General features: G+C 44.5%; 16 protein-coding genes and 1 CRISPR repeat array. Of the genes, 15 read left to right on the forward strand and 1 reads right to left on the reverse strand.

The window, feature by feature from the left end; all coding sequences use genetic code 11:
• The first annotated feature begins 9 nt into the window (after positions 1-9).
• The 3 genes from C5O19_RS21020 (at position 10) to C5O19_RS21030 (ending at position 2,594) form a co-directional block, all read left to right on the forward strand.
• Complete coding sequence (locus C5O19_RS21020; RefSeq protein WP_104715344.1) at positions 10-1,254, forward strand: hypothetical protein; 1,245 nt, start codon at positions 10-12, stop codon at positions 1,252-1,254.
• 291 nt (positions 1,255-1,545) lie between these two features.
• Positions 1,546-2,070 (forward strand): hypothetical protein, encoded by a 525-nt coding sequence (locus C5O19_RS21025; RefSeq protein WP_133163413.1) that lies wholly within the window; start codon positions 1,546-1,548, stop codon positions 2,068-2,070.
• An 89-nt stretch (positions 2,071-2,159) separates the two neighbouring features.
• Positions 2,160-2,594 (forward strand): DUF3997 domain-containing protein, encoded by a 435-nt coding sequence (locus C5O19_RS21030; protein WP_104715346.1) that lies wholly within the window; start codon positions 2,160-2,162, stop codon positions 2,592-2,594.
• A 66-nt stretch (positions 2,595-2,660) separates the two neighbouring features.
• On the opposite strand, the gene C5O19_RS21035 is transcribed toward C5O19_RS21030, so the two are convergent.
• Entirely contained in the window at positions 2,661-3,659 is a 999-nt protein-coding gene (locus C5O19_RS21035) for a helix-turn-helix transcriptional regulator (protein ID WP_165796084.1), read from the reverse strand.
• 128 nt (positions 3,660-3,787) lie between these two features.
• On the opposite strand from C5O19_RS21035, the gene cas6 reads away from it, so the two are divergent.
• The 12 genes from cas6 to C5O19_RS21095 all read left to right on the forward strand — a co-directional run bounded on the left by cas6 (position 3,788) and on the right by C5O19_RS21095 (position 19,112).
• A complete protein-coding gene (gene cas6 / locus C5O19_RS21040; protein WP_104715348.1) occupies positions 3,788-4,582 on the forward strand; it encodes a CRISPR-associated endoribonuclease Cas6 in 795 nt (264 codons plus the stop codon).
• 54 nt (positions 4,583-4,636) lie between these two features.
• On the forward strand, positions 4,637-6,058 hold the full coding sequence (gene cas8a1, locus C5O19_RS21045) for a type I-B CRISPR-associated protein Cas8b1/Cst1 (protein WP_104715349.1): 1,422 nt from the start codon (positions 4,637-4,639) through the stop codon (positions 6,056-6,058).
• A gap of 8 nt (positions 6,059-6,066) precedes the next feature.
• Positions 6,067-7,140, forward strand: a complete 1,074-nt coding sequence (cas7i, locus tag C5O19_RS21050) for a type I-B CRISPR-associated protein Cas7/Cst2/DevR (protein ID WP_207766494.1) — start codon at positions 6,067-6,069, stop codon at positions 7,138-7,140.
• Positions 7,140-7,823 carry a type I-B CRISPR-associated protein Cas5b gene (cas5b, locus tag C5O19_RS21055; protein ID WP_104715351.1) on the forward strand — a complete coding sequence of 228 codons (684 nt, stop codon included), beginning with the start codon at positions 7,140-7,142 and terminating at the stop codon, positions 7,821-7,823. The genes cas7i and cas5b overlap by 1 nt, the downstream gene beginning before the upstream one ends.
• Entirely contained in the window at positions 7,807-10,134 is a 2,328-nt protein-coding gene (locus C5O19_RS21060; protein WP_104715352.1) for a CRISPR-associated helicase/endonuclease Cas3, read from the forward strand. Before cas5b ends, C5O19_RS21060 begins: the two co-directional genes overlap by 17 nt.
• 9 nt (positions 10,135-10,143) lie before the next feature.
• Positions 10,144-10,650: a CRISPR-associated protein Cas4 gene (cas4, locus tag C5O19_RS21065; RefSeq protein ID WP_104715353.1), complete on the forward strand. Its 507-nt coding sequence runs from the start codon at positions 10,144-10,146 to the stop codon at positions 10,648-10,650.
• A 40-nt stretch (positions 10,651-10,690) separates the two neighbouring features.
• Entirely contained in the window at positions 10,691-11,701 is a 1,011-nt protein-coding gene (gene cas1b, locus C5O19_RS21070) for a type I-B CRISPR-associated endonuclease Cas1b (RefSeq protein WP_104715354.1), read from the forward strand.
• Between the two features lie 61 nt (positions 11,702-11,762).
• The gene (cas2, locus tag C5O19_RS21075; RefSeq protein WP_104715355.1) at positions 11,763-12,026 is read left to right on the forward strand and encodes a CRISPR-associated endonuclease Cas2; all 264 of its coding nucleotides are present in this window, start codon (positions 11,763-11,765) and stop codon (positions 12,024-12,026) included.
• Between the two features lie 214 nt (positions 12,027-12,240).
• Positions 12,241-15,158: direct repeats of the CRISPR family, unit length 30 nt; unit sequence GTCTTAATCGTACCAGAGTGGAATTGAAAT.
• A gap of 730 nt (positions 15,159-15,888) precedes the next feature.
• Entirely contained in the window at positions 15,889-17,034 is a 1,146-nt protein-coding gene (locus tag C5O19_RS21080) for a DEAD/DEAH box helicase (protein WP_104715356.1), read from the forward strand.
• 6 nt (positions 17,035-17,040) lie between these two features.
• Entirely contained in the window at positions 17,041-17,481 is a 441-nt protein-coding gene (locus C5O19_RS21085; RefSeq protein ID WP_104715357.1) for a cold-shock protein, read from the forward strand.
• A gap of 24 nt (positions 17,482-17,505) precedes the next feature.
• Positions 17,506-17,697 carry a cold-shock protein gene (locus C5O19_RS21090; protein ID WP_104715358.1) on the forward strand — a complete coding sequence of 64 codons (192 nt, stop codon included), beginning with the start codon at positions 17,506-17,508 and terminating at the stop codon, positions 17,695-17,697.
• 377 nt (positions 17,698-18,074) lie between these two features.
• Entirely contained in the window at positions 18,075-19,112 is a 1,038-nt protein-coding gene (locus C5O19_RS21095) for a ClpXP adapter SpxH family protein (protein ID WP_317046519.1), read from the forward strand.
• Positions 19,113-19,250: the final 138 nt, after the last annotated feature.

Genomic DNA, 19,250 nt, shown 5'->3' on the forward strand with positions numbered 1-19,250 from the left:
AAAGCTTCCATGAAAGAGCAAATCCGTAGTCAGCTGCACAACCCCCGGCAACTCGAACACTTGTACCGGACTAACAAAGGATCGTTTAAACGGGAATTTAGTAGTCTTTATCCCGAACTACGGGGTAATCCCCTGGCCGACTTCTGGTATGAACGGCTTCAGTATGAAGGCGATGAACTGCACTGGGGCAGCCGCGGCGAATTACTATTCATTGGGGTAGCTGCCTTGCTGGCAGGACTAATTGCTAAATTTCCCGTCATCTTTGGAATCCGCGAGGAATTTTTCTATCCCCGGAATATCGGTTTCATTGCCTTTCCTCCCTTACTGGCCTATTTTGCCTGGAAGCATCGCTTATCTACGTCCAACATTGCAATCATCATCGCTTTGAGTGTGGGAGGTTTGGTGTTCATTAATGTTTTCCCGGATGTACCCAAGAGTGATACACTCGTCTTATCGTGTATTCATTTGGTGTTGTTTCTGTGGTCAATTCTTGGCCTTACGTTTGTAGGAACGGTAAAAAATGACCCGGAAAAACGGCTCAGTTATTTACGTTACAATGGCGATCTGATCGTCATAACTACGTTGATTTTGATTGCGGGGGGTATTTTAACGGGTTTAACCCTGGGCTTATTTGAGTTAATCGGCCTGCACATTCAGAAGTTTTACTTCGAGTACGTAGTCATTTTTGGCTTACCTGCGGCTCCCTTGATGGGTACCTATCTGACGCAGACCAATCCCCAGCTCGTTGGCAAGGTATCTCCCGTGATTGCTAAACTATTCAGTCCGCTGGTACTCATCATGCTGGTGATTTATCTGGTAGCCATTTTCTACTCGGGGAAAGACCCTTACCAGGATCGCGAATTCTTGCTGCTGTTTAATGCTTTATTGATTGGCGTAATGGCCCTCATCTTCTTTTCGATAGCGGAAACAAGCAAAAACCAGCAGGGAATGTTTGAGGTCTGGATACTCGCTCTCTTATCGGTAGTTACCATCATAGTGAATAGCATCGCTCTGTCAGCGATTATATTCCGAATTTCAGAATGGGGTATCACGCCCAATCGGCTGGCCGTGCTGGGTAGTAATATTTTGATACTCATCAACCTACTACTCGTTACGCTTCGGCTTTTTAACGTCATCGCCAAAAAATCAGACCTCACGGACGTGGGCAAGGTCATAGCCTTTTACTTGCCCATTTATAGCGTTTGGACGGTAATCGTTACATTCCTTTTTCCCTTGTTTTTCGGATTTAAGTAAGTCCGGTGATGTACAGGCTGTTTCCAGTATACCTATTCGAACCTCTCTTCCAAGCAGAATGAACGCTTGTAATAGACACAAGCTTCCCGGTTTCACCCGTATCTCAAATGGATATCCTTACCCCTGTTCCGTATGAATAACAAGGACATCCGTGTTCCTTAATAACTGCAACCCAAAACTATCAACCTGCATCCTTTATTAACCAATGAAAGGTTTCTATATCGTCCTGATTATCATTTGTCTGTTACTGTTTTTACGCCCGTTCTGAGCTGGGCTGCATTTGTCTTGATCATGTCCACCTATAACGAACAACCTCTTCCCTGGCCCGAAAAGCAAATGGAGTTGAAGAAAGCGACTTATTACAAACGTGTGGAATTGAATATGCCCCGGTACAGCAAAGTCATCGACCTTTTATTTCAGCAAAAGAATGCTTTGCTCGAAGAGGCTTTAAAAGATACATTAAAGAGGGAGTCGGAAGGCTGTTATACGTTTATCACCGAAGAGCGAGCGAAGAACGAATCATTTCCGGTAGTACTCCCTAAAACCGTTCAGAACCAGTTAGCTACCTATCTAAGCCCCGAGGAGCAAAATTTCTTATCGTACAAGGTATGCAGTAATGGAGAAGTGACCATACAAATTGCCCACCGAACGGATCGTGATAAGTACATCAATATCGTGCATTGGGTATCCAACTTTGTCCACCACAAGTCACCATTTTACGACCACATCTACAAAGCCAAAAAGTACAAGTCTTACTACTATGTGATTGAAGTACAAGAGGCTTTTAATCAGATTGACCCCTGTGGTTTGTTCTGATTATTTTCCCGTATAGGCTTTATCGGTAGTCGACTAGCACTCCTTTATAAAAACGGATTCGCTTCAATTGGTTCTTGACTTTATCTCCTATGCGTACTCGTCTATTATGGCAACTGTTACTAGGGCTAGCCCTGGCAGGCCTGATTTTCCTTTTGCCCATTTTAGCCTTACTCATGCTTGGGGCAGGCGGCATGGATTATTACGAAGACCTGCCCAATAGGTATCTCTTTCGGGGTGGTGATGGAGATGCAATTCTAGCTCCTTTACGCAAAGAAAGTATTGGTGGTAAGGTCGTCCAGTATGCGTATGATGATACCTACATTATCGCCCGACAAAAGCCCGACTATCGCGAGTATCAACACATCGCCATTGAAGATTCCCTTTATCAACGCATCTTCTCTGCCAAAGAAAATTACTGGATTATCAACCATCACACCGGTAAACGTTACGGACCTTTCAGTGAAAACGAGTACCAGCAGCAAAGACGAGCATTACGTATCCCGGCTTCTCTAGTTCTAAAATAAAAGGGGAGACTGGCTTTACCAACATTAGTGTAGTTCCCTAGTAGAAATACATAGTCAGGGCGTTTGCTAGCTCGGTTTATCCGGCGGTAAGGCTTCGTATTGCTGTCCGGCCCGCCTGTGAAACTGCCGTAGCGAATCAATCAAAGCGGGCGGCGAGAGTACTCGTACGGAATCGCCGAGACGGGCCAGTTCGAAGACTAACTCCTGGTTAATAATGATCGATAGTCTTACGCGAAATTCTTCCGGTGTATCTAGTAAAATATCCTCCTCCCGAAAAGGATAAAAAGGCTGAGCCCGAAAGCGAAGGCCTTCCCGGTGCGAAAAAGATAAGACTACTTCTTCGGCCGGATGATCGTATACGGCTACCCCTAAGGCAGGACGAAAGTAAGCTTCCGCATCAAACCGTGGGGAATCAAACGATAGTTCACTCCGCTTAAGCGTTCCCGTTACTACCCGATCTAAACCAAAAACCCTTAGTTGGGGCGGATCCAGCTCATAGCCGATGATGTACCAGCGGTTGCGATGTTCCTTGAGCAGGTGCGGAAAAACCGTTCGCAACCGGGATTCGGATTCGCCGTATTTCTGATACTGGAATTCTATCACCTGCTTCTGCAGACAGGCCGCCAGTACTACATCCAGCAACGCATGGCCTCGACCCGAAGGCACGGCTTCGAAAATGATATGAGCCTGCGACTGCGTAGGTTGACTAAAACGGAAACGTACGGCCTGTTCAATCTTCTCAACGGTTCCCCGAAAATCAGAAAATACGGCCAAATCCCGGAATTGATTCAGCGTTGCTACGGCATTTTTTAGGGCGGCTACGTCCTGATCCGTTAGCTCGATTTCGACCGTTTTCAAATCAAATGATTGGGTATAACAGTAGCCTCCCCGTCGGCGGTCATACTGAATGGGAGCCGCGTACCGCTCCCGCATCCGGGCAATGTCTTCTTTAAGGGTACGTTCAGCTACGCTACAATGCTTCATGAGATCAGCCGTACGGACGGCGGCTCCGCGTCGAAGCTGTTCGTTAATAGCTTGAAATCGTTGCGATTGAGAGAAAGGCATGAAATAAAAATGGAAAAATCCAGCATCGTGCATGGAGTCTGCACGCAACTTACGAATCTTTGTCAGGCCAACGAAGAGAAATTTTGTACTTCGTGTTAACCTTTTGACCCAAATTTTGATAAGTAGATATGCAATTTCGCTTAAGCCTCAGACCTACTTCTACTCAGACGCTCGTACCGTTTAACTACGCGTATCGTCTGAGTGCCTTCATTTACAGCGTACTGGCCGACACCGATGCTCAGTACGCCCAATTCTTACATAATCAGGGATACGAATATTCCTCAACCCGGCGATTCAAGCTTTTTACGTTTTCGGATCTGATCATGCCCCAGGCCCGTGTGGATGCCAGAGCCGGTGGCTTATGGGTGAATAGCCCTACGATCGAATGGGTGGTAAGTTTTTACGTCGATCAGGCGGCTCAGCATTTCATCATGGGGCTTTTTCAGGATCAGAAGTGCGTCATTGCTTCCCCCCGCCATCGGGCAGAATTTATCGTCGAACGGGTAGAAGCTCTTCCCCTTAACCTTACAGAAAATACCCTACAACTTCGAACCCTTTCTCCGGTAGTCATCGCTCAAAAAGACGAACGGGGCATGGATCAATACCTGCATCCCGCTGATGAAGCCTTCGGGCCTTTACTGGTTTCGAATCTGCTGGCCAAATGGAAGAGCGTGCTAGTATTAACAGGAAGTGAGGAAGACTTTACGGAAGATTCACTGAGGTTTCGATTCATTCGGGGCCGTACCGAACCCAAATCCCGGCTGGTCACAATCAAGGAGAACTCCCGGGAGGAGACGAAAGTGCGGGGATATTATGGGTTTTCGTTTGAATTGTCCGGGCCCAAGGAGGTTTTGGAGTTGGCTGTACTTGCGGGTGTGGGGCGGTATAATGCAGAGGGGTTTGGGTGTGTGGGAATAAGCTAAAACGGCCCATCAACAAGTTGTTTATATACTATACCACTACTAACCTAGAGTACTATGGAGCTTGTATTAAAGGAAAATTTAACTCACCCTACTGGCGACCCCTTCGCAGATGCAGGCGGGTATGTCATTGCAAGCCTCTGGAAAGAGCCTGCATTAAAAGATAAAGACATTCTAGGGTTGATTGAGTACGTAGCTAACCTCTACATCAATCAATGGAATGCTAATCTACATGCCTTCTTTCTCAACTCGAAAATTACGCAACCCGCTTTCGATAGTAAGCGAAAGCTGGAGGAAACGCTTACCTATTATAAAAGCATACTGAATGAAACGGCTCCTTCGAAAATAGGATATTGCCGTTTTTCAGGACGCAAAGCCAACCTTTTCGTAGCGGGGAGAGATAACCATATTCTATCCGGATCAAGCACATTTATCAATTTTCATCACGGATTTGAGAACGGACTATATGTATCAAAAGAAATAATCGTCCGTTTTTTCTTCGTCCCGCTGGGGGTAATGCAGTTAGGTGACAAACTTGGACTAATTAGCAGTAATAATACGATTGTCGCCAACTATTACGTAGAGCAACTCCTGACCGGACCTGATGGACATTTGAATACTGTGGGCCGGGGTTTATCCAGCGGTGTTGCCCGTTCAAATTACGGGATTCCAGCTAATGCTCTTTTTGCATTCGTTGATTCCTGCCTCAAAAATATTAGGACAGCCATTTATGCCAATCCCTCTGAAAATGTGGTTGAGGCCCGAAACACTAGCCTGAGTTTATACCATTTTACCAATTTTGGAGCCAAACCTGAGGTAGTGCTATACCAGTTGTCAGCTACTGTGTTTGGCTTTTATGCACTCTGCCAATCCATCACTTATTACGAAATCTGGCATCCATTCGTAGCATCGCATTATCGAAACTCAAAGTTCAAGGATGCTAAGTATAATCAAGGTACAGATACATGGGTGTCTCCCAAAGAGGAACTGGCTTATGATTCATACAGTACCTGGCGTAATCCTATTTTGGAGCGGTTACTGAATGGACAAACGTTGGTGCCCTACTTCAAAGCATGGATTAGTACGAATCGCTTTCCTTTTCAACTTATTGAGACTTACCTTATTTACATAAACCAGATGGATAAACGAACCGTACAAAAAATCAAGGACATCGCGGGCTTCATCGTTAGCCGCGATGAGGATAGTATTAAGAAAGCTATCCTGAGGTTAAACCGAGCAAAATATGTGCAGGAAGTGAGACAGTATCTGCTTAAGCTCATTGATGACAACTACAAAGGGGGTTCACAGGAACCTTTGCTTAAAATCGATGAAGTAGAGTATTTATTTCCCGAAACGGTAAGCTGGCGGGAGATCAGAGATCTATTATTAATCGCCGTTTACGAAAAACTTCACGAAAAAAACCTGCAGATCGCTACTGAATTTGAAGAACAAAACGAAGTAATTGAACCTTTAGATTAATCATACCTATGAACCTGAAAACCCAAGGATTTGTCCTGCTAGACGTTGATGTTGTCGCTTTAAATAATGCGGGAAAGAGTTCTACCAGCAATTTTGAAAATGCGGTTGCTACCAAAAAGATATTAAAAAATGGTCGTACCTATACTTACGTATCTGGCCAAGCTTGGCGGTACTGGTGGCGAGAAGCCTTACAAAAAAATGTAGGCTGGTCTTTATCACCGATTACGCGGGATAACAAAATTGCTTTTACTGAGGCAAACCCTCTGTTATATGCGGATGACGATGTTTTTGGCTATATGAAAGCCGTTAAAGAAGAGGTGCTGGACGAAAAAGGAAAAGCTAAGAAAGTAGATGCTACGGTAACCCGTGTTTCGCCTCTTAAAAATTCAGCGATTGTATCGGTTGGATCTGCTCGGACGGTTGAAAACTGGTCTAGCATGGCTCGGCAGGATGGTGATTCAGTACCTTACAGCAAAGAAGAGTACAGTGCCATCATGAAGGGAATGTTCTCGCTTGATCTAGCTCAGCTTGGCACTTTTGCGAGTTATAACAAAACCGGTTTCAAGAACATTACGCAAAAGCTAAAAATGGATGCTCTAAGTCAGGGAGCTATTGAAATTGACGATCCTTTCGTGAAAGATAGTAAAGGAAATGCCCAGAAGCTGGTTCAATTAAACAGGAATATACGCTTGCAACGGGCTAAGGATACCATTCAAGCTCTGAAGACTATCTCTGGCGGAGCCATGCAAACGAACAACATGAGTGATGTAACGCCAAAGTTTATCATTCTCGTTAGTACAACTAGTGGTAATCACCCCTTTTCGCACATTGTAACGAGTGAAGGCATGAATCTGGATAGAGTAGCCTTGAACCTGGATGGTCTGAAAGAAGTATTAAAAGACTACAAAGAGCAAATCGTTGGTACGGTATTCATTGGGAAGCGTAGCGGGTTTTTAAATGAATACAATGACGAACTTAGAGAGCTGCTTGCCCTTGGCGATGCCTATCCGACCATTCAGCTGGGTACGATCAATGAGACCATTGACGCGTACTGTACTCAACTCGAAAATCAGTTTTCCTGATGCAAGTACACGTGATAGACTTAAGCAGCTGGACGGCCAGTTTCCGGTACCCTAACCTGATCAGTGGGGTTCAGCCTACGCTGGAAGTGCCCCCCGTCAGTACCGTATTAGGCTTACTTAATGCAGCGGCGGGACAATATCTGCACCATCAGAAGCTGGAAATAGGGTATTACTTCCAGTTTGATGCGAAAGCTGTTGATCTGGAATCGATTTATCAGATTGACAGTACGAATGGACGAGCCACCAATAATGCGAAGTCCAATATCATTCGTCGTGAATTTCTGTTCAATACTCGATTGAGAATCTATCTAACTGACCCAAAGCTAGCGGATTACTTTCGTCAGCCTTATTACTCCCTGGTTCTTGGGCGAATGAATGACTTAGCAACAGTCGAGCAGATCACAACCCTTGATTTACCCGAAGTTGCTTACGCTTCTCGCCTAGCGGGTCAGGTTATTCCCTTCAGAGAAAATTATTTAGCGGGCCAAATTCAGGCCCTTCCTAAATACTTTACGGATACCTTTCCGAGACAGAACGTTGGCACTGAGCCTTACTCAGTTATCAGTCATCTCACTTTCGTTAAGGCTAATTTACCCGCTATTCACGATAAAAACTTAGGAAAGGCAGGTACTGATATTTACCTACACCAATTAGACTTTTCGGAGCATGACCAAGCCGTATGACGAAATTCTGGCTAAATCAGATCCGCAGCTCACCTTACAACAACACGTTGATGATTGCTTGCTGATTTGGGGACTGTTACAAAAAAACTTTCCTCAAATCAGCAGACTATCCCTCTCGTATGACTTCTGGCGAGTTCTGCGTTTGGCTATTGTTTGCCATGATCTGGGAAAAGGTCATGCTGATTTTCAAAAATTACTACAAAACCATCCCAATCGATGGCGTAAACAACGGCATGAATTGTTTTCAATTCCTTTTATCGAAGGGTTACAGGAAGAGAAACGGATTCGTGAACTAATCCGATTAGTTGTGGCAGGACATCACAAAGATTATGACCAACTCTGGAAACGGTATATCTGCGATTTTTATCAGTCTGAAAATGATATGTTTGGTATACCGGGTGCTGAAGGACGGGTTGATTACGAAGAAGAGTTTCGAAAAAACGTGAAGACCCAACTTCTTCTTCAATTAGCCGAAGAAGCGTATCACGTCACGATTAGACCATTCACGATTGAACATCCTGAACAGGTAATCTTAACCTATCAGCCTCAGATTGGAAAAATGAACGCTTCTAATCCTGGTTATTTTGACTTGCTACTATTGTTTGGAGGATTGAAGCATTGCGATCATCTGGGTTCCGCCCGAATTCAGGAATTACTACAACTTTCCGAAACACAGTTTCAGTTTCTAGAGCGTAAGCGTACCGATCTTCAAACCAAGAAAAAGGATTTTTACGATCATCAGCTCGCCTGCGGAAATGTAACCGGTAATCTGATCTTGACTTCGCCGACTGGTTCTGGTAAAACAGAAAGCTCGATTTTATGGCTGCATCAGCAGATGAAACACTTCGGACAAGGCCGGGTTTTCTATATTCTTCCATTTACGGCTTCCATTAATGCCATGTATGAACGGTTGGGAAAGGAAATGGGTCCAGAATATGTCGGAATGTTACATGGGAAGCTCAGTGATTATCTCTACGACTATTTCGATGATTTTCAATATTCCCTTAGTCAAAAGAAAGAGCAAATTGATGCGTTGAAGGATAAATTTAAAACGCTGGTAACACCCGTTAAAGTCGTAACACCCTTTCAGCTTCTAAAGCACTTGTTTGGTCTGAAAGGCTTTGAGCAGGGATTGTTTGAAATGGTAGGCAGCTATTTTATCTTCGATGAAATCCATGCGTACAGTGCCGATGTTTTTGCACAAATCAAAGTATTGCTCCAATATACCGTAAAGCATTTACAGGTAAGGGTTATGGTCATGACCGCAACCATGCCGACGTTTTTAAAAAAAGAGCTGGAAGAGGCGATTGGAGAATTTACGGAGGTAAAAGCGTCGGAAAGCCTGTATAGCCAATTCGTACGACATCGGGTCGAACTACAGGAGGGTTTGTTAACGGAGAATCTGGATTTGATTCGTAACGCATTGAAGGCAGGAACGAAGGTATTGGTAGTATGTAATACCGTTAAAAATGCTCAATCTGTATTCAATGAGTTGCGGAGAGATGCTTGTAATGCGGTGTTGTTACATAGTGCATTCAATGGTATTGATCGGACTCGTCATGAATTAGAATTGAAGCAAGGAGAAAAAGATGGATCAATTCAGTTACTAGTAGGAACTCAGGCGATTGAAGTGAGTCTGGATATTGACTACGATATCATCTACACAGAACCAGCTCCTATTGATGCACTAATTCAACGATTCGGGCGGGTTAATCGGAAACGCGAAAAGGGACAAAGTCCGGTAGTAGTTTTCCGCACATCTAATGCAACTGATCAATATATCTATCCGAATGAACTAGTAAACCGCACCATCCAGGCATTCGAAGAAATCATTGCAGAAACAGACGGAATCATCGACGAAGCTCGACTACAGCAGTATATTGATTTTGTGTATCCTGACTGGCAACTTAAGCAAAAGGAGCAATTCGATCTGATTTACAATAGCTTGTCGGTATCAGCAGAACGTCTGGTTCCCATGTATCGATCAAAGTTGGGTGAGGAAGACTTTTACAAGCAATTTGACGGTATAAAAGTATTACCTGTTATTCTAAAGGATGCTTTTGTTGAACGTCTCAAACAGTTTGATTTCATTGGTGCAGAAAGTCTTAAAGTACAAATCCGTAAAAACAAGTTTGCTCAGTTATTAAGAGAAAATGACCAAAACCTTCGATCAGAGTCTTATGCAATCGAGAAGAAAGATGGTACGCTACTTGAAATAAAATACTTTGTTCTCACCAAAAAGTACGACGCTGAACTAGGGCTATGTTACGATCAGCAGGAAGAATGGATTGATACGTCTATCTGGCTTTGATTTTACCCTATGACCATCACCGGCACCTACATCAAATACTACAAAGTCTGCTTTCGCAAACTTTGGTTGTTCCATCATAAAATTGAAATGGAACACAATTCGGAACTGGTAGCCGAAGGCTCGTTTATTGGCGAAAAGTCGTATCCCCAGCGAGCCGAGCGTTACCGGGAAATGCTGATTGACGGTTCCAAAATCGATTTCTACGACCCTTACAACAAAGTCGTCCACGAAATCAAGAAGTCTGACAAGCTGGAGCACTCGCACGTGGCTCAGGTGCAATTTTATCTGTACCTGCTCTGGAAAAATGGCGTGAAAGGAGCCACTGGTTTAATTGAATACCCCAAACTCCGACAAACGCAAACCGTAACCCTCGCCGAGGAAGACATTTCACAAGTAGAAAATTGGGTGTCGGAAATTGAACGTATAGTAGAATCCGAACAGTGTCCCGGACGGATTGCCAAAAGTCGCTGCCGTTCGTGCAGTTACTTCGAATTTTGTTACGCCGAAGAGGAATAAACCTCTTTGTATCACCGAATAACTTTTCCCTTCACCTTTTATGAAACAAACCAAGTACCTGATGAATCCCGGTCGGTTGAGCCGACAGGATCATACCCTCAAGTTTACGCCCGTAGATGAAGCCGGCAACGAAGGACAACCGCGTTTTCTACCCGTGGAGCAAGTCTCGGATCTGTATGTTTTCGGGAGTTTAGATGCCAACTCGGCCTTGTATAACTTCCTGGGTAAGGAAGGCATTGCCGTTCATTTTTTTGATTATTACGAGCATTATACGGGCTCATTTATGCCGCGGGAATACCTGCTGGCTGGCAAAATGCAGGTGGAGCAAACGAAGCATTACACCTTCCCCAAAAAGCGTATCGTACTTGCACGAGCGTTTGTGGAAGGTGCGGCCACTAACATTTTACGGGTGCTCAAATATTACGATAACCGGAAAACGGGTTCGTTGGCAGACGCCATCGCCACCATCGAGCAGCTGATGGCTTCTATTCCACTAGTACCGGATGTACCCACGCTGATGGGCATTGAAGGCAACATCCGGCAAATCTATTACCGGTGCTTCGATGCCATTCTGGGCGAAACCTTTTGTCTGGATGGACGTAGCAAGCGTCCGCCGCAAAACGAGCTCAACGCCATGATCTCGCTGGGCAACATGTTGTGTTACTCGGCCTGTCTGGGCATGATTTACCATACGCAGCTAAATCCCACCATCAGCTATCTGCACGAGCCGGGTGCCCGTCGGTATTCGCTGGCTCTGGACATGGCCGAAATCTTTAAACCCATCCTGATTGATCGGCTCATTTTCCGCATGGTCAACAAGCGACAATTGCAGCCCTCGGACTTTCGGATGGAAGTGGAAGGCTGCCTGATGAAAGAATCCGCCCGGAAGCGGTTCGTGCAGGAATTCGACGCCTCGCTCAAAGAAACTATCAAACACCGCTCGCTGGGCCGAAGTGTCAGTTACAAGCACCTGATCAAGCTGGAATGTTACAAACTACAGCGGCATTTGTTGGGAATTGATGCATACAAGCCCTTTAAGGCGTGGTGGTAAGGGTTGAGTTAAGGGCAGGAGGTATAAAAATCCAGAATTCAATAAGTAAAAGGAAGTCACTATGTATATCATTCTGGTTTATGATTTTGGGCAGAAACGCGTGGGGAAGATGCTGAAGCTTTGTCGGCGGTATCTGAACTGGATCCAGAATTCCGTCTTTGAAGGCGAGATGACCGAAGTACAGCTGAAAGAGATGTTGCACGAAGCCAAACGCATCATGAATGAAGAGCAGGACAGCCTGATTCTCTTTAAAAACCGGGATCAGAAGTGGATGGACAAGCAAATCGTCGGCATCGAGCGGCAATCAACTGACGATTTTTTGTAGGATTGCATCGTCGATCGACTGATAGGGCTCACTGGCAGTCACCTCTTTCTGGCATTCACTACCCTTGTATTTGCATAAGTCCCTGATTATGAGGAGTCGTCGATCGACGGGTATTTTCATACCTTTGGAGATCGACGATTTTTCAGTTTAATTTCGGAAAAACAAACCCCGTACAGAGGCCTGAAAAGGCCTTTTTTACCTATTTCCGAATGGGGTCTTAATCGTACCAGAGTGGAATTGAAATGATCTTCCGGCAGGGGGGCAAGGGCTCCGCGTCGGGGTCTTAATCGTACCAGAGTGGAATTGAAATGTGGCGGGGTCCATGATCTGCCAGTTGGGAGCAACCGTCTTAATCGTACCAGAGTGGAATTGAAATGGTCAAGACCTGTCACCATCGGCGTTCTTAATAGGGTCTTAATCGTACCAGAGTGGAATTGAAATGATTTCGAATGCCCCAACGTTTGATCAGGGCGTTCAGTCTTAATCGTACCAGAGTGGAATTGAAATAAAGTAAAACCGACGTATGGGTTACATACGCCGGAGTCTTAATCGTACCAGAGTGGAATTGAAATGGCAGCACAGATAGTTTCAGAGAGACTTACTTCTAGTCTTAATCGTACCAGAGTGGAATTGAAATAATACCGTACTGACTTACGGGCATTCCCGAGATCGTGTCTTAATCGTACCAGAGTGGAATTGAAATACTTAAGTCTTGATCAACTCCGGAGAATTGAAGCAAGTCTTAATCGTACCAGAGTGGAATTGAAATTAGGTGCCCCTTCAAATGACGATGTTCCGTTGTCGAGTCTTAATCGTACCAGAGTGGAATTGAAATTTTCTTCAGCTGCACGCCGATGACTATCCGGGCAGGTCTTAATCGTACCAGAGTGGAATTGAAATACTTAAGAAAAACAACCCATGACCCTAGAAGAATAGTCTTAATCGTACCAGAGTGGAATTGAAATGTGGCAAATCTTGGCTAGGTAATATTAAGAAAGAATGTCTTAATCGTACCAGAGTGGAATTGAAATCGTAATGCTGGGTTTTTATTCGATTCGTGAATGAAAGTCTTAATCGTACCAGAGTGGAATTGAAATTAGGCTGTGCGTTTGTTCGCTTTAACACCTCTTTCGTCTTAATCGTACCAGAGTGGAATTGAAATAATTTATTCTTTACCTGCGAATTCCCACCGACGAGGTCTTAATCGTACCAGAGTGGAATTGAAATCTGTCAGCTGGCCAATCGCACTAACGGTGGCCTGCAGTCTTAATCGTACCAGAGTGGAATTGAAATAAATCGACGAAATCCAGGCCGAGTACGAGATCAAAGTCTTAATCGTACCAGAGTGGAATTGAAATTCTACTCATCACCAAGACGTGTTACGGAGCCAATGCGTCTTAATCGTACCAGAGTGGAATTGAAATAAGGATTCGCCGAAAACGCGGATAAGCCAACGCCCTGTCTTAATCGTACCAGAGTGGAATTGAAATTGTTGGGGGATTTAGTGTATGCCCTATTCCCAGGGCGTCTTAATCGTACCAGAGTGGAATTGAAATTTGTTCTCTAATTGGATAAACATCTACACCCCACAGTCTTAATCGTACCAGAGTGGAATTGAAATCGTAAGCCGTATAGGCTATAATAGGCTTGGGAAAGTGTCTTAATCGTACCAGAGTGGAATTGAAATCCGATAAGGCTACGAAAGGTATGCTGCCCGTTCGGGTCTTAATCGTACCAGAGTGGAATTGAAATATAGTCAATGAGGTACCAGTTCAGATTCATGATTCAGTCTTAATCGTACCAGAGTGGAATTGAAATGATATTGGACGACCCGACGGGTAGCCTGGTATTTCTGTCTTAATCGTACCAGAGTGGAATTGAAATCTGATCTGAAGTACTACGGTGATGCCGCTGAATACAGTCTTAATCGTACCAGAGTGGAATTGAAATCTGGTGAACGTGGGCAAGGAAGATGCCATCGTTGCCGTCTTAATCGTACCAGAGTGGAATTGAAATATTGGGGGAAGGTAATATCTGCGATTCGGATACCTGTCTTAATCGTACCAGAGTGGAATTGAAATACAGTAAGCAGTGGTTTCGCTGGGCGGCTCAGGATGTCTTAATCGTACCAGAGTGGAATTGAAATTAAACGGCTGGTTGCCAATGTAGCTTTTCCAGCGTTGTCTTAATCGTACCAGAGTGGAATTGAAATCAGCTTTGGGGCTATTACGATGTGCCTTGCGAGTGTGTCTTAATCGTACCAGAGTGGAATTGAAATGTAATCTATCTCCCATTTGACGTAGTGCAGGTGAGGGTCTTAATCGTACCAGAGTGGAATTGAAATCTAATTGTTCTGCTACTGTCGGCCCCATAGGGTAATGTCTTAATCGTACCAGAGTGGAATTGAAATTCGATTAAAACGTGTCCGACGATATGAATACCCTTGTCTTAATCGTACCAGAGTGGAATTGAAATTATTTTGAAATGATCTCTTTGGCTATGGTAGATAGGGTCTTAATCGTACCAGAGTGGAATTGAAATAGAACTAAATGCTCACGGTTGAGTTTACGCTTAGGGGTCTTAATCGTACCAGAGTGGAATTGAAATGAAGCTACAGTGAAAGAGCGGGTGGATAAGGGACTGGTCTTAATCGTACCAGAGTGGAATTGAAATCAGAGTCTTTCCCGCTTGAACATCGGTGTTCGCTAGTCTTAATCGTACCAGAGTGGAATTGAAATAGATAAAAACCTCGAAGCTCTTGACGAGCAATACGGTCTTAATCGTACCAGAGTGGAATTGAAATAAGCAAGCAAACGTTACGGTCGCTCAACTCAAAATCGTCTTAATCGTACCAGAGTGGAATTGAAATTAGGGGAAGGGGGCGGCGGAACGGGGTTGGGGTCATGTCTTAATCGTACCAGAGTGGAATTGAAATTAGTAAACCAGGTGGAAACGGCCCGTAATAAAGAAGGTCTTAATCGTACCAGAGTGGAATTGAAATAGCTGATAGGATCCTCCTACATCATTCAGGAAGGGGGTCTTAATCGTACCAGAGTGGAATTGAAATTTACCAGGGCTTTGACGGGTTCTGGGGCATCGGCTGTCTTAATCGTACAAGAGTGTAATTAAAATAAGCTCATAACTGAGAAACCTAATATTATTAGCCGTACGAATTTTATTTGGGAATTAAAGACCACCGTATATAAATATACGTAAAATGAAAGTGTAATTAAGCTCAGCTAAGTAGTGGTTGATAATGTATGGAGTGAACCATGCGAGCTTCCTTTGCTGAAGTATATCTCTTCCCCAAATGTGCCCCTAGCTGACTGAATCAGTCAAAACCCTGCGTAAGGGCTCATTATAAGTAAACATAAACTGTTCACACCGATTCCAGACCTTACGTTTAAAGAATAAGTAATCGAATTTGAACTATTTCCCATCCGATTCCCTTATTATTTCGTACCTTTACGCAATAACAGGTTCCTGCCTTTGCTTTTTCTGATATAGTTTGGGATTATTCTTTCCTCTATCAACAGTTTTCGCTCTCTCAGCTACCACCATTTATTCCACTTTAAACTGGATTTTCGGGCGTTACCCGCTAGAAACCAGACGTTTTGAATTCTTTGATTTTCTTACTTAATCTGATTTTGACAGCTATAGAGCTATTACTGAGCTATCATACAGCCAGTAATGCGACTAAAGCAGGCTTATCCCCACTCCATTATTTTCTCGGTTCAAGCAGGGAAGTTATTGTTCGTAAATACTGTCACGGACGGAAGCTAGGCTTGAATAAAAGTTATATAACCGGAATAAATAATCCATTAGCTCATACCCTATATATCGGATACAAATAGAATAGACTATGAACTTTCAAGATTTAAATCTAATTAAACCGATACTCCGGGCCTTAACCGATACGGGTTATACCCAGGCAACAGAAATTCAACACACGGCCATTCCTCCGATTCTGCAAGGAAAGGATATGATTGGCTGTGCACAGACGGGTACGGGTAAAACCGCCGCCTTTGCCATTCCGGTCCTCCAGCTTTTACACCAAAAAGCACCCGTTAAACCCGGTATTCGGGCTTTGGTCTTAACACCAACGCGGGAACTGGCCATTCAAATTGACGAAAATTTTCAAACATACGGTAAATACCTGCCTATAAAACGTCTGTCCATTTTTGGTGGAGTTCCCCAAGGCAAGCAGGTAACCGCGTTAAAAAGGGGTGTCGATATTCTCATTGCTACACCGGGCCGCCTGCTGGATCTGATACAACAGGGTCACATCAGCCTTTCTCAGGTTGAGTTACTGATTCTGGATGAAGCCGACCGCATGCTGGATATGGGTTTTATCAATGACGTAAAGAAAATACTGACGAAGCTCCCCGCTGCTAAACAGACGCTGTTTTTTTCGGCAACCATGCCGACGGCGATTCGGAAATTTGCCAATACGATCCTACGCCGCCCCGTCGAAATCAACGTGACTCCGGTTTCATCCACGGCCAAAACCGTACAGCAATCGGTTTATTTCGTTGAGAAAAAGCAGAAAACGGGCTTACTCGTGACGCTACTGAAGGATGCCTCCATTCGCCGTACCCTCGTCTTCACCCGTACCAAACACGGGGCTGACAAACTGGTAAAACAGTTGGCTCAAACGGGTATTCAGGCCGCGGCTATTCACGGTAACAAGTCACAGAATGCCCGTCAGAAAGCATTGAATGATTTCCGGGACAGTCGCATACGCGTGCTCGTCGCAACGGATATTGCTTCCCGAGGCATCGATATTGACGAACTGCCCCACGTTGTAAATTATGAAATTCCCGAAGTACCCGAAACGTACGTTCACCGCATTGGCCGCACCGGTAGGGCCGGATTCAATGGCGTGGCCGTTTCCTTTTGTGATTCGGAAGAAAAAGCGGATTGGATGAACATCCAAAAATTAATTGGCCTCCGCATGCCTATGATGAAGTACAGCACCCCCGCAGGAGATGCTATTAACCATAAATAACCAACTATGAGTGAATCTTTTTCGAAGAAAGAAAACCAAAAGAAAAGAGCGAAGAAGAAGCAGGATAAAGCTCAGAAAATAGAAGAGCGAAAGACCAACAATAACAAGGGCAAGGCCATGGAAGACATGATGGCCTACATTGATGAAAATGGCAATCTGACTTCTACACCACCGGATATGCGTAATCGGAAAGAAATCAATCCAGACGATATTCGCCTAGGGGCAGCCGCCATTATCGAGGAGGATCCGCAGCGATCCGGTATTGTTGCCGTGTATAATGAAGCCAAAGGCTTTGGTTTTATTACGGATGATGAAACCCGGGAAGATTTATTCTTCCACTCCAGCCAGCTCGCACAGCCCGTTAAACAGCGGGATCGCGTTACGTTCGAAAAAGAAAAAACGGCCCGAGGATTCAGTGCCGTACGCATTAATAAAGTAAGTAAGTAATAAATCAGTTAAACATCCATTTTCATGCAAGAAGGAATCGTTAAGTTCTTCAACCAAACCAAAGGTTTTGGATTCATTACCCCCACGCAAGGTGGCCAAGATGTCTTTGTTCACATTTCCGGTCTTACGGATGACATCCGTGAAAACGACAAAGTGGTTTTTGAAGTAGAAAACGGCAAAAGAGGCCTCAACGCAATTAATGTACGCGTTGTCTAGGTTTATCTATAAACTGGTAGGCATCTTAGTGTAGGTTCATCCGGATTCTTTCCCGATGAGCACCGAGTAAACGAACTCCCGAAGCGTGGTTACAGACCGCACCTTCGGGAGTTCGTTTTGTATACGCCTACCTCATCTTAACTGCTCCAGAGCTTGGGCTCGTTGAGTATCTGTTAAAGGTTACCAGACCCGAGTTCTGGCGTTTATACCTGACCTATAGCCCTTCGCATGTTAATCACACGACCCCTGTTTCTACTAGTCAGTTTTTTTTGACTTATTGACTCTGCTTTCCTGACGTTTAATCTTTGCATAGTCTAAGGAAAATCAAAAGGAGAAAAGCGTCCGCTATTTGAAAAGCGGCTAGTAAAGGGTGGACTATGAAAGATCAAGTACTCGTTTATTTACAAGCAAACAAAGTCACCGGAGCTAGTTTTTTACATACGGCCTACCTGTTTTTCTTTCTTTGCCTTAATGCTCACGCTCAAAATCCAAAAGCCATGAATACTAATCCCTTGTTGTGTGATCCCGAAACGGGCGTTTGCGAAATGCCGGAGCAAGTCGAAAGTAAGCGTATCAATCCTGTCAAAGCAGAAGATAAACCCGTTAAGATCATTTATTTCACCGACCCGATTTGTTCGTCGTGTTGGGGAATCGAGCCGCAGTTGCGAAAATTAAAACTGGAATACGGCCACTCCGTAGCATTTGAGTACCACATGGGTGGATTGCTTCCCGACTGGAGTTACAACAGCGGTGGCATCAGTAAACCTTCTGACGTGGCTCATCACTGGGATGAAGTAAGTGCTCACTACAAGATGCCTATTGATGGCGATGTCTGGCTGGAAGATCCCCTGGACTCTTCATATCCACCCTCCATTGCCTTCAAAGCCGCCCAATTACAGGATAAAGCGAAAGCCATCTCGTTTTTGCGAGTACTTCGGGAAATGGTTTTCCTGGAAAAAAAGAACATTACGAAATGGGAGCACCTGGCCCACGCGGCTAGGGTGGTAAGCTTGAATGCGGAAGAACTCAAGGAGGCGTATGAGCACCAGGCCCAGGACTTATTCAAAGCGGACCTGGCCTTGGCCCGTCAACTGGGTGTTCGGGGTTTCCCTTCCATTTTTGTTACGGATGCGACAGGAAAGCAGGAATTCGTCTATGGGGTTAAACCGTATACTACCTTTGAAAACGCGATAAAGGCCATTTATCCTTCGATCGAAAAACGAACCTTTGATGCTTCCTGGGAGAATCTATTTCAGCACTATCCTACTCTGACGATACGCGAATTTTCTGAACTCAGTGAGCTACCGCTGGCAGAAGGAGAAGCTATTTTGAAAAACTTAGCGAGTGAACATAAAATCAAACTAGTACCGTCCAAAAATGGACCCCTTTTTCAAAGAGCAGCTTATCAACGATAACTGATTGTATCAAAACGGAGGGCGTGATTCTTAAATCACGCCCTCCGTTTTGTATTAAAATACGGAAACGCTAAGCCTGAAGGACTATTCGATTTATAAGTAATCTATTACATTCGGCCTTTAGAAATGGCCGTTTTC

Origin of the sequence: Siphonobacter curvatus, assembly GCF_002943425.1 — a bacterium.
GTDB lineage: Bacteria > Bacteroidota > Bacteroidia > Cytophagales > Spirosomataceae > Siphonobacter > Siphonobacter curvatus.